This is a genomic window from Paraburkholderia sp. EG286A, assembly GCF_040965375.1.
GTDB lineage: Bacteria > Pseudomonadota > Gammaproteobacteria > Burkholderiales > Burkholderiaceae > Paraburkholderia.
In genome coordinates, this window is sequence record NZ_JBFRCB010000001.1 from 444,517 (window position 1) to 456,320 (window position 11,804).

Sequence of the window (11,804 nt, forward strand, 5' to 3'; positions counted from 1 at the left end):
CGCCTCAGGCCGGCTCGAGCAGCGTGCGCCACGCCGGCAGCCTGCCCTTTTCGTCGAGCGCGTCGACGAGCGGCGCGGCACGCTCGGCCAGCGCCTGCTGAACATTCGCAATGGCGTTGGCCAGCTCGCTCGACATGCCGAGGCCGTCGAGCATGGCCGCCGCCTCGCGCATTTCCTCGGAGCGCCGCTGTCCGTGCTCGACCACGCGGCCGATCAGGTACGACTCGTAGCCCGTGTCCCAACCCATGCCCGGGAAGCTGGCCGCAAGCGATGCCAGCACGCGGTCGTCCACGCCGAACTGCTTCGCGGCGAGCATCGATTGCACGCACATCGCTTCCATGCCTTTGATCATGATGCTGCGGCACAGCTTGATGGCGGAAGCGAGTCCCACTTCGGCGGCGACGGCTTGCGCGCGCATGCCGAGCGCGTTGAGCACGTCGGCAGTGCGTCCGGCCGCGCGCCCGCCCAGCAGCATCGGCACGCGTATGCCTTGTGGCGGCACGGGCGCCATGACAGCGGCTTCCACGTAGTCGGCGCCCACGCGCTCCACGGCCTGGCTGTTGCGCTGCTTGACGGCGGGCGAGACGGAGTTGAGATCGATGAACGTCTGGCCGGCCAGCAAATGCGGTGCGCACGCGCTCGCCACGGCTTCGGCCTGGCTCGCCGTAACGGCGGAAAACACGAGTTGCGCGCCCTGTAGCGCAGAAGCGAGATCGTCGGCTACCTGAGCGCCGCTTTCGCGCGCGCGTTTGAGGATCGTCTCGCGCGTCGCGCTTTCCTGCAGCTTGATGTCGTACGTCGAAACGTGCAGCCCGGCATGCGCCAATGCCTGCGCAAAAATAGGGCCCACTTCGCCGAAGCCGATGATCGCAACGCGTGTGACCGGCTGCTGGTTTTGCTGTTCCATGTTTGAATCGCTCTCGATGACGTTGATGAAGAGACAAGCGAAGAGACCAGCGCGCCAGGCTCACACGCGAGGTTCACTCGCCTGAACCGGCGGCGACTCGACCGGGGCCGCGAGACGCCGGTTCATGTGGGTGTCGAATTTTTGCTTGTCGAACATTCTTTCCCATTTCGACAAAACGAGCACGGCCACCGAATTGCCGATCACATTGGTCGTGGAAGTCGCAATGGCGAGAACGCGGTCGATGCCGAACAGCAGGCCCACGCCCGCAAGCGGCAGCGCGCGTGAGGTCTGGATCGTCGCCGCGAGCTTGACGAGCGCGCCGCCCGCCGCGCCCGCACCGCCCTTGGACGTGAGCATCATCACCGCGAGCAGCGCGAGTTGCTGCGAGAGGCTCAAGGGCGTATCGGTCGCCTGCGCGATGAAGCCGACGCCGCAGGCCATGTAGAGGCACGCGCCGTCGATGTTGAAGCTATAGCCCGCCGGCAGCACGAAGCCCACCACGACCTCGTCGCAGCCCGCCTGTTCGAGCTTGCTGACGAGCCTCGGAAACGCGACTTCGCTGGCGGCCGTCCCCATCGCGAGAATCGCTTCTTCCTTGATGAGCGAAAGGATTCTGAAGATCGAGAATCCCGCCAGGCCGGCCACGACGCCGAGCACGATGAACACGAAGCACAGCGTGCTGGCGTAATAGGTGAGCACGTAGCGCAGCAGGAACAGCAGCGTGACGCTGCCGTAGCTGCCCACGGCCGCCGCCATGGCGCCGAACGCGCCCAGTGGCGAGAGCCGCATGATGAAGCCGAGCATCTTGAAGACGACCGTTTGCGCTTCCTCGATCAAGCGGAATATGACCCAGTCGGGTTTCGCGCAGGTGGCGAGCGCGAAGCCCGCGAGCAGCGAAACGAACAGCACGGGAAGAATGTCGCCGCTGACGAACGCCGAAACGAGCGTATGCGGAATGATGGAGGTGAGAAAGTGCGTGAACGAGAAGTCGCCGCTCGTGCCCGCCTTGATCGCCGCTGCGGCACCTTCACCGGCGCTCAGCGAGCGCGCGTGGAGCCCGTCGCCGGGCCGCACGAGATTGACGACCGCAAAGCCGGTCAGCATGGCGAGCGTGCTGACCACTTCGAAATAGAGCAGCGTTTTCACGCCGAGCCGTCCAAGGCGTTTGAAGTCCTTGATGTGCCCAACGCCATGCACGACGGTGCAGAAGATGATGGGCCCGAGCATCATCTTGAGCAGAGCAATGAAGCTCTCTCCAAGCGGCCTCACTTTCACGGCCTCGTGCGGCGCGAGCAGGCCGAATGCAATAGCCAGCGCGATGGCAATCAAAACCTGGATGTACAGCTTGCGCAACAGCCTCACTGTCTCCTCCGCTGTGATTATTCATACGGAATTATGGAGGGGGAGGCGGATATTCAGGCTTTGCGAAACGCTAAATAAGCCATCTGCTTTTCTTATTGGAGAGACCGAAATGCGAGGGTGGCTGTACAGCAATTTTCATTCCGCATCCCCTTGCGGATGCAACCTTGACGTCACGGCTGCCCGCCGAGCTCCTCCAGCAGCCAGTCGCGAAACGCCACCAGCACGGGATGGCGTTGAGCACGCTCAGGGTAGACGAGGTAATACGAGCGCGAGCTCGGCACCGCTTCGAACGGGCTGAGAAGCCGGTTTTCCCGCAATTCGTCTTCCACCAGCATGCGCGGCACGAGGCCTACGCCGATACCGGCCACGACTGCCTGGATCAAATGCGAGGTCAGCTCGAAACTCGGGCCCGGCCGCAGCGCGTCGTGCGGCAGACCGAAGTGCGCGCACCATTCGCGCCATGCGTCGGGAAAGCTGCGCACCCGCAGCAGCGTGAGCCCTTCGAGGGAGTCGATGGTCGGCGCGGCGGCCCTGCGCCGCGATTTTCGCGCGAGCGGCAACGCGGCCGGGTTGCCGACCAGCACCAGTTCTTCCGCGTAGAGCCGGTGCGCCGTCACACCCGGCCAGCGGCCGTCGCCCACCACGATGGCAGCGTCGAGGTCCTGGGTCGAAAAATCGGCGGCCTCGATGCGCGAGTCGAGATCGATCTGCAAATCGGGGTGCGCCTGATAGAAGCGGTGTAGGCGCGGCAGCAGCCACTTGGCTCCGAACGTCGGCAGGGTCGCGACGCGCAGCTGCGTTTTTGGCGCGTTCGACGTGAGCGCCTGCAGCGTCGCGCTGCGGATCAGCGTAAGCGCATGAGAGATCTCGGCCATATAGGCGCGGCCGATATCCGTGGGGATGATGCGCTTGCCCTCGCGCGTGAAGAGCGCGAGATCGAGCATCGCTTCGAGCGCCTGCACCTGGCGGCTCACGGCGCTCTGCGTGAGCGACAGCTCCTCGGCGGCACGCGTGAAGCTCTCATGCCGCGCGGACGCCTCGAACGCGAGCAGCAGCGACATGGAAGGCGTGAGCTTGCGGAAATTCATTCATAAACCTCATGATCAACCCAACGAATATACGTTTGCCCGGTGCCGGCCGGGGACGCGACAATGCCCTGCCAGTAAGGGAATCATGTGCCCACGGCGAGACTTCGAGAACGATATGACAATTGCCCCGCTTGCCATCGGCGAATTCAGCAACCCGCTGATCCGTCAATTTTTGCATGAATTGGAGAGGTCGGGTTTCGAAGGCGAGGTGGATGCGACTCACGCGACGCGCACGGTGCTGGCCACGGACAATTCGATCTACCAGCGCTATCCGCAGGCGGCGGTGTTTCCGCGCCATGCGCAGGACGTCGTACGCCTCGCGGCGCTGCTCGGGCGCGAGGCGTTTCGCGGCGTGGCAGTCGCGGCGCGGGGCGGCGGCACGGGCACGAACGGGCAGTCGCTGACCGAAGGCATCGTCGTCGATATGTCGAGGCACATGAACCGGATCCTCGAAATCGATCCCGTTGCGCGCACGGCCAGGGTGGAGGCCGGTGTCGTCAAGGACCAGCTCAATGCCGAACTGAAGCGGCACGGACTCTTTTTCGCGCCGGAGCTGTCGACGTCGAACCGCGCGACCATCGGCGGCATGATCAGCACGGATGCGAGCGGGCAGGGCAGCTGCACCTACGGGAAAACGCGCGACCACGTGCTCGCGCTGGAAACGGTCCTCGTTGGCGGTGAGCGCCTGTCGAGCGCGCCGGTCGATGAGCCCGCACTCAGGGCGTTCTGTGCGCGCAAGGACAAGGTCGGCGAAGTGTTCCGCGCCGCGCGCGACATCTGCGAGCGCGAAGCCGGCCTGATACGCGAGCGCTTTCCCGAGCTGAACCGCTGCCTGACGGGTTACGACCTCGCCCATTTGCGTGACGGCGAGGGACGCTTCGACATCAACAGTGTGCTGTGCGGCTCGGAGGGCACGCTCGGCTTTATCGTCGAGGCGACGCTGAACGTGCTGCCGGTTCCGAAGCACGCCGCGCTCGTCAATATCCGCTACGAGGGTTTCATGGATGCCCTGCGCGACGCGCGCGCGTTGATGGCCCATCGTCCGCTCTCGATCGAGACCGTGGACTCCACGGTGCTGCGGCTGGCGCGCGAGGATAGCGTCTGGCAAAGCGTGGCCGACTATTTCCCCGCCGACGAAGGCGTCGAAGGCGGTGCGAGCGGCATCAACATGGTCGAATTCAGCGGCGACGATGCGGACGACTTGCGCGCGCGCGTGGCGGCGTTCGTCGAGCACCTGCGTGCCGATGCGAGCGTCAGGCGCCTGGGACATACGATCGCCGAAGGCGAGGCGGCGATCCATCGCGTCTATGCGATGCGCAAGCGTGCGGTGGGCCTGCTGGGCAACGCCCGCGGTGCGAGCCGCCCGCAGCCCTTCGTGGAAGACACGGCCGTGCCGCCCGAAAATCTCGCCGACTATATTGCGGAGTTTCGGGCGCTGCTCGATGGTTTTGGCTTGCGCTACGGCATGTTCGGCCACGTCGATGCCGGCGTGCTGCACGTGCGCCCCGCGCTCGACATGCGCAATCCCGACGAGGCCGCGCTCGTGCGCCCCATTTCGGATGCCGTGACCGCCTTGACGATGAAGTATGGCGGCCTGCTATGGGGCGAGCATGGCAAGGGCGTGCGCTCGGAGTACGTGCCGGAGTACTTCGGGCCTTTGTATCCCGCGTTGCAGCGGCTCAAGGCGGCATTCGACGCGCACAATCAGCTCAATCCCGGCAAGATCGCCACGCCGGCCGGGGCGAGTGCGGCGCTGCTGAAGATCGACGCGACGACGCTGCGCGGCGAACTGGACCGGCGCATCGACGAGCGCGTCTGGCAGGCCAATGCCGACGCCGTTCACTGCAACGGCAACGGCGCCTGCTACAACTTCGACCCGAACGACGCCATGTGTCCGTCGTGGAAGGCCACGCGCGAGCGCGTGCATTCGCCGAAGGGCCGGGCTTCGCTGATGCGCGAGTGGCTGCGCCGGCAACAGGATGCCGGAGCGGATCTCACTGCTGTGCCAGCTGCGGCGGCGTTGCCGGTGCGCATGGTCAATAGCCTGCGCAAACGCCAGGGCGAACAAGACTTCTCGCATGAGGTGTACGACGCCATGGCGGGTTGCCTCTCATGCAAGTCATGCGTGGGGCAGTGCCCCGTGAAGGTGAGCGTGCCAGAGTTTCGCGCCCGCTTTCTGGAGCTGTATCACACGCGCTATTTGCGGCCGCTGCGCGACTACTTGATCGGCGCGCTCGAGTTCACGGTGCCGCGCGTAGCGGCGCTGCCTGGAGCGAGAAGCGTCTACAACGCGGTGATGGGCGCGGGTCCCGTCAAGTCCCTGCTTGCGCGCTGCCTGGGACTTGTCGATAGCCCGTTGTTGAGCCCGGTGTCGTGGCGTGGCGCGCTGCGCCGCTCGGGAGCGGAAGTCGCAACCCCCGAACGCCTCTCGAAGCTCGGCGTTGCCGAGCGCCAGCGCAGCGTAATCGTGGTGCAGGACGCGTTCACGCGCTACTTTGAAACGCCGGTCGCCGCCGCGTTTCTGGAACTCGCCGCGCGGCTCGGGTTCAAGGTCTTCGTCGCGCCTTATCTGCCGAACGGCAAGCCGCTGCACGTGCAGGGGTTTCTGCCGCAGTTTCGCCGGGCCGCGCGGCGCAATGCGGCGCAACTGGCCGCGCTTGCCAGAACGGGTGTGCCGCTGGTGGGCATCGATCCGGCCATGACGCTCGTGTACCGCCAGGAGTATCGCAAGGTGGAAGGCATCGAAGCCTTGCCCGACGTTCAGTTGCCACAGGAGTGGCTGATCGGCGCCTTGCGCACGCGTGCAACGACGCCGCGTGCGTCCGGCTCGTTCAGGCTGCTGCCGCATTGTACCGAGCGCACCAACGCGAGCGCTGCCGCGCTCTTGTGGAAAGACGTCTTCGCGGCGGCCGGCCTGGCGCTCGCGACGCCGGCCGGCGGTTGCTGCGGCATGTCGGGCACTTACGGCCACGAGGCGCGCAATCGCGCGACCTCGGAAGCGATCTTCGAACAATCGTGGGCGCGACATGTCGATGCGGCATCGACCTCGACGCAGGGGGAGGATGAACTGCTCGCCACGGGCTATTCATGCCGCTGCCAGGTGAAGCGCCTGCGCGGGCGGCCGTTGCGCCACCCCGTTCAGGCGCTGCTGGACGCCCTGCGCTGATCCGGGTCAGTAGTTCCAGCGGCCCCGGTCGTGCCATTCGCGTTCACGCCACTGCCGCTCGCGCCATTCATGCTCGCGACGTTCGTGCTCGCGCCATTCGTGTTCCCGCCAACGCCGCGCGCGCCAGTCGTCGTCGCCTCGCCAGTCGGTCTGGACGGGAACCGGCGCATAGGCCGCGCCTGGCATGCCGACGCCCACAGCCACATCCACGTGGGCCAATGCAGCGGTCGAAGCCGCCAACGCCGTTGCGCCCAGGACCAGGCCGAGAATCGTCCTCTTCATATCGCCACTCCTTCGCACGCTGCGTGCGTTCTTGATGAGCACGGCTCCGAGTCTAGGCGCCGTCCCCTGACACAGGTGCAACGGTGCTGCGAGATTGGTAACAACGAGTTAAGCGCTTGCCGCGTTGCTGCTGTGCAAGGCAGATTGATCAGTACACCGATGAATTGTGCGTGATGCAGCATGCTGGATGGACTCCGACCCCTGGCGTGAGGTGACGCGGGCGTTTGCCGTTGGCGGAATCCGGGTACACTCGAAGGCGAACCGCGGTGCGGGTTCTGCCTGTGTCGCACCCGCTCTCCAGCCAGCTTTTTGTGCCCGATGCCAAAACGAATCTTGCTAGTCGATGACAACCGCGACGTCGCAGATGCGCTCGCGGCGCTCCTCGAGTTCGAAGGTCATCAAGCCCGATGCGCCGCCGATGGACAAGAGGCCCTGCTCGTCGCCGGGTCGTTCCTTCCCGAGCTTGCCCTCGTGGACTGGAAGCTTCCCGACATGAGCGGCGGCGACCTGGTGAGCCAGCTTCGGCTCAACCCCGCGCTGTCGCATACCCGGTACGTCCTGCTATCGGGACACGCCGACCCGGATATCACGGCCAGGGCGGCGGCAGCCGGTTTCGACAAATGTCTGATGAAACCGGTGCGGCTCGAAGACCTGCTCGCCTGCCTGTGACGCCGCTCTGACCGGCTGCCGCTTCGGCGCCGGTTGCCTGCCGCGGCGGTCTTGCCGGCTCCCGCCGGCAGCCGGAACGGGAATTGCGCACCCCGTCTCGCTCGTGCGCAGCCACTAATCTCCACGAACATCGTCTTTCGATCTCCAGCAGCGTCTCCTGGGAGCCGGGTCGCGTCATGAACAAGGAAGTTCCACCGCCGATCGAGCGCCCCTCCAGCCGCTCGCCGGGCGAAATGGCGGAGCGCATCGCCGCATTCGACTGGAGCGACACAGCGCTCGGCCCGCGCGAAACGTGGTCGGCGAGCCTCGTCGCCGCGATCAACATGCTGCTCGCCTCGCCATCTCCGCTCGTCATGCTTTGGGGCCGCGAAGGCACGATGGTCTACAACGACGGCTACGCGGTTTTCGCGGGCAGCCGGCATCCGTTCCTGCTCGGCAAGCCGGTCGAAACCGGCTGGCCAGAGGTGGCGGCGTTCAACCGCAATGTCGTCGATACGTGCCTCGCGGGCGGAACGCTGGCCTACCAGGACAAGCAGCTCGTGCTGTATCGCGAAGGTCATGCCGAAGACGTCTGGCTGGACCTGAGCTACAGCCCGGTTTTCGAAGACGACGAGCGGCCCGCGGGCGTCATCGCCATCGTGTTCGAAACGACCGCGAAGATCCTCGCGGAAAGGCAGCGCAAGGTGGCCGAAGACGCGCTGCTGCAACTGACCCAGACACTGGAGCAGCGCGTCGCCGAGGAAGTAGGGGCGCGTGTGGCGATGGAGGAGCGGCTGCGTCAGGCGCAAAAGCTGGAGGCGATCGGCAGTCTCACGGGCGGCGTGGCGCACGACTTCAACAACGTCCTGCAGGTCATCTCCGCCAACCTGCAGCTCATCGAGCTTTCGACGCGAGGCAACGCCGCACTCGAGCGGCGCGTGGCTGCGGTCAGCAACGCGGTGTCGCGCGGCGCGAAACTCGCCGCGCAACTGCTGGCCTTCGCACGCAGGCAACCGCTCGCGCCGGCCGTTCTGAACCCCTTCCGGCTGGTCGAAGGCATCGCCGAGATGCTTCACCGCACGTTGCCGGAGACGATCGAACTCGCCATCGTGCCCGCGCAGGAGAGCTGGAATATTTGTGCCGACCGAAGCCAGCTGGAAAGTGCGCTGTTGAATCTGGTCATCAACTCGCGCGACGCGATAGACGGACCCGGACGCATCGGCGTTTGTCTCGCGAACATCGATGCAAGCAACGACGAACTGGCGCGCCGCGATGGCGTGCCGGCGGGCGAATATGTGCGCCTGCGCGTGACGGACTCGGGCAGCGGCATGCCCGACCACGTGAAGGCGCGCGTGTTCGAGCCGTTCTTCACCACGAAAGCCGAGGGCCAGGGAACGGGACTGGGCTTGAGCATGGTGCACGGGTTCGTGGCGCAGAGTTCGGGCCACGTTTTCATTGAAAGCGCGGAAGGCCAGGGCACGACCGTCAACCTCTATTTCCCGCGCAGCCTGGAAGCGGAATACGACGCTTACAAGCCGACCGTTGCGAGACAGGAGCGAGGCGGCGAGACCATTCTCGTCGTCGAAGACGATGCCGACGTTCGCATTGCCGCGATCGAGATGCTGGCCCAGCTCGGCTATAAGGTGCTCTCCGCGCAAGACGGCGAAAGCGCGCTCAAGCTGATCCAGAGCGGCCAGCGTTTCGACCTGTTGTTCACGGATGTCGTGACGCCGGGCACGGTGCGAAGCAGCGAACTGGCTCGCATTGCGAGCGGGCCGCCGTATTACGCCGAGGTCCTGTTTGCCTCCGGCTATACGCGCGACGTCATTTTCCACGACGGCAAGCTCGACGAAGGTGTCGCGCTGATTAGCAAGCCTTATCGATACGACGAGCTTGCCGTTGCGGTGCGCAATGCGCTGAACAAGACCGACTGACGCAAGGTCAGGGCTTCAGCCCGATCTGCGCGCGTCCGAGCGGCGTCAGGTCTTCCACCGTTGCACGCCCGACGAAATCGACTTCGAAATGATCCGTCGGGAAGTCCGGCGGACTCTTGCCTTCGAGGAAGCTCGGTAGCTGCCGCGCGAGATACGCATCGTTCTTGGCGCAGGACGGCGCCGAAGCGATGTACATCACGTTGCTGTAGCCCTTGCCGCGATGCGCGTCCTCCACGGCATGAATCACGTCGCTATGCCAGAAGACGGTGTCGCCAGGCTGCATCAGGGGAATCGACGAAAGCGCGTGGAAAAGCGGCGCGTGATACTCCGGCTTGATCGAGAGCGCCCGGCCCGGCATCGCGCCGCACAGGTCGTCGTCGGCAATATCGTCCTGCAGCGCGCGCAGCAGGATGTAGACCATCGCGTTCGCAATGGGCACGAGCTGCAGCGTGCCGTCGCCGGGGCCTTGCTGCGTGAGCGCCGTCCAACCCTGAAACGTGCGGAACATCGAGCAGACAGCGGGCGACGGAATCTCTTCGACGGCGGTGCGCCACGCCGCATCGAACGCGTCATAGTCGCGCCAGTTTCCGGAGAACACGTGACGGTAGACCTTGCGGAAGTTCGCTTCGATCCAGCGCTCGACCGATCCGCCGTCGCAGTGCGCGGAAAGCCCCAGCGATTCGGAGCCGGGCGGCCGGCGGCGCAGCCGGTCTGCATAAACCGGCACGTGATCCGGGTCGAAATGCACGCGGCCTTCGCTCTCGGTGCGCCACAGCCGGTTCAGGAACACGCGCGCCTGGGTGAGCTCCGGCGACTGGCGCGCCAGCACTTGCGGCTTCGACCAGTAGACGCCGTAGATCTGCGGCTTGCTCGAGGCCAGCTGGCCGAAGTATTTGTCTTCGGCGCGATGCAGCAGCTTGCGGTCGAGATCGTTGCGCTCGACGTAGTCGGCAATCTCGTTGTCCCACTGCTCCACGAGCGAGCGGTCGAAGACCTTGCGGATGACACACGCGCCGCGCGCCTTCACGCGTGCGATCTGCTCCGCGCTCACGCGGTTGCCGACGATGTCCGCGAAGGCGATTTCGGGGATGACCGGCTCACCCCGGTCGCGAAGCTGGGCAATGCGATGCGCCTCTTCGTGCATGGCCGCTTCGACTTCGGCGAACACGGCCTGGTAATTGGGCAGTTCTTCCCGCAGTTCCTGCTTGGCCTTGCGGATAGCCGCGGGCAGGTCGTCGATATGCAAAGCCATGTCCTTGTCTCCACCCTGGTGATTTCGAATGATGGCAGCGTACGCCGGCACAGTCCTGGCCGGTGATATTATCGGGTCAATCTTTTTGTAGTTTCGGCCATGAAAGCAGCGTACGAGCACGTCGACTTCGGCAGCAGATGTTCGGTGCGGGTTTACCACCGGCGCTTGCCGCGCATTCCGTTCGAGTGGCATCACCACCCGGAATACGAACTCACGCTGACGATGAACAGCCAGGGCAAGCGCTATATCGGCGATTCGGTCACCGCTTATGGCGCCGACGATCTCGTCCTGGTCCCGCCGGACATGCCGCACACCTGGTCGTCCAATCGCTCGATCGACCCGGCGGACTCTCAGGTTGCCATCGTCATCTGGTTCGAAGGCAGCTGGGTGCAGCGCCTCGCCGACGTGTGCCCGGAATACGCGAACCTGCGCAACCTGCTGCGGCGTGCGGCCTGCGGACTGGTCTTCGAGGAAGGCGCCGGCGCGCAGATGCGCGGCTATCTGGACCGTCTCTTGTCGGCAGACCCGCGCGGGCGCCTGGCTGCCGTGCTGGAGATCCTCGTCTGGCTGACCGACTTGCCGGCTACCCAGTTGGCGACGCCCAGCGCGTTCGAAGGCCGCGTTGGCGCGTCGTCGGGCTACGAGCCCGAGCAGCTGAACCGGGTGCTCGCGCTGATCGAAACGCAGTTCTCGCAGCCCTTGCGGCTTTCGACGCTCGCCAAAGCCGCAGGTCTGTCCGAACGCACACTGACGCGGCATTTCGTGCAGCACACGGGCGAAAGCGTAGGGCAGTACCTCGCGCGGGTGCGAATCGGCCATGCCTGCCGGCTGTTGACCGACACGCAGATGCCCATCTCGGTGGTCGCCACCCGCTCGGGGTTCCCCAACGCCGCGAATTTCAACCGGCAGTTCAAGGCCACGAAAGCGTTGACGCCCGTGGCCTACCGGCAGCAATTCAAGGGCGCAGAGCATGACGAGGATCACGCTGCGCCGTCCCTGACCGAGCGCTCGCCTTCTCTCGAGCCTGCCCGGCGGACCGCGGGCGGCAAGCCCCGCTTGCGCCGGGCCTGAGGTCCCGAATGCGCGGTTGACTCGTCGCAAGTGGACCCAGGCGAACCGTAAGCCAGTCGCAATGACTCGCTATGCCGGCTCGCGTCAGCGATTT

Annotated in this window: 9 protein-coding genes; 4 read left to right on the forward strand and 5 right to left on the reverse strand. The window is 65.4% G+C overall.

Features of this window, described 5'->3' with window-relative positions:
* Nucleotides 1-4: 4 nt before the first annotated feature.
* The 3 genes from AB4Y35_RS02070 to AB4Y35_RS02080 form a co-directional block, all read right to left on the reverse strand.
* Nucleotides 5-907: a DUF1932 domain-containing protein gene (locus tag AB4Y35_RS02070; RefSeq protein WP_368703144.1), complete on the reverse strand. Its 903-nt coding sequence runs from the start codon at nucleotides 905-907 to the stop codon at nucleotides 5-7.
* A 60-nt stretch (nucleotides 908-967) separates the two neighbouring features.
* Nucleotides 968-2,269 (reverse strand): cation:dicarboxylase symporter family transporter, encoded by a 1,302-nt coding sequence (locus AB4Y35_RS02075; protein ID WP_368703145.1) that lies wholly within the window; start codon nucleotides 2,267-2,269, stop codon nucleotides 968-970.
* A gap of 170 nt (nucleotides 2,270-2,439) precedes the next feature.
* The gene (locus AB4Y35_RS02080) at nucleotides 2,440-3,357 is read right to left on the reverse strand and encodes a LysR substrate-binding domain-containing protein (protein WP_368703146.1); all 918 of its coding nucleotides are present in this window, start codon (nucleotides 3,355-3,357) and stop codon (nucleotides 2,440-2,442) included.
* Nucleotides 3,358-3,472: 115 nt separating this feature from the next.
* On the opposite strand from AB4Y35_RS02080, the gene AB4Y35_RS02085 reads away from it, so the two are divergent.
* Nucleotides 3,473-6,523: an FAD-binding and (Fe-S)-binding domain-containing protein gene (locus AB4Y35_RS02085; protein ID WP_368703147.1), complete on the forward strand. Its 3,051-nt coding sequence runs from the start codon at nucleotides 3,473-3,475 to the stop codon at nucleotides 6,521-6,523.
* Nucleotides 6,524-6,529: 6 nt separating this feature from the next.
* On the opposite strand, the gene AB4Y35_RS02090 is transcribed toward AB4Y35_RS02085, so the two are convergent.
* Nucleotides 6,530-6,805 (reverse strand): hypothetical protein, encoded by a 276-nt coding sequence (locus tag AB4Y35_RS02090; protein WP_368703148.1) that lies wholly within the window; start codon nucleotides 6,803-6,805, stop codon nucleotides 6,530-6,532.
* Between the two features lie 333 nt (nucleotides 6,806-7,138).
* On the opposite strand from AB4Y35_RS02090, the gene AB4Y35_RS02095 reads away from it, so the two are divergent.
* Both AB4Y35_RS02095 and AB4Y35_RS02100 read left to right on the forward strand, forming a co-directional pair.
* Nucleotides 7,139-7,474: a response regulator gene (locus AB4Y35_RS02095; RefSeq protein ID WP_368703149.1), complete on the forward strand. Its 336-nt coding sequence runs from the start codon at nucleotides 7,139-7,141 to the stop codon at nucleotides 7,472-7,474.
* 176 nt (nucleotides 7,475-7,650) lie between these two features.
* Complete coding sequence (locus AB4Y35_RS02100; protein ID WP_368703150.1) at nucleotides 7,651-9,387, forward strand: ATP-binding protein; 1,737 nt, start codon at nucleotides 7,651-7,653, stop codon at nucleotides 9,385-9,387.
* Between the two features lie 7 nt (nucleotides 9,388-9,394).
* Here the strand turns inward: AB4Y35_RS02100 and AB4Y35_RS02105 are convergent, their stop codons facing one another.
* Entirely contained in the window at nucleotides 9,395-10,639 is a 1,245-nt protein-coding gene (locus tag AB4Y35_RS02105; protein WP_368703151.1) for a DUF1479 domain-containing protein, read from the reverse strand.
* Nucleotides 10,640-10,738: 99 nt separating this feature from the next.
* Between AB4Y35_RS02105 and AB4Y35_RS02110 the strand changes: the two genes are divergently transcribed.
* On the forward strand, nucleotides 10,739-11,710 hold the full coding sequence (locus AB4Y35_RS02110) for a helix-turn-helix domain-containing protein (RefSeq protein ID WP_368703152.1): 972 nt from the start codon (nucleotides 10,739-10,741) through the stop codon (nucleotides 11,708-11,710).
* The last annotated feature ends 94 nt before the right edge of the window (nucleotides 11,711-11,804 follow it).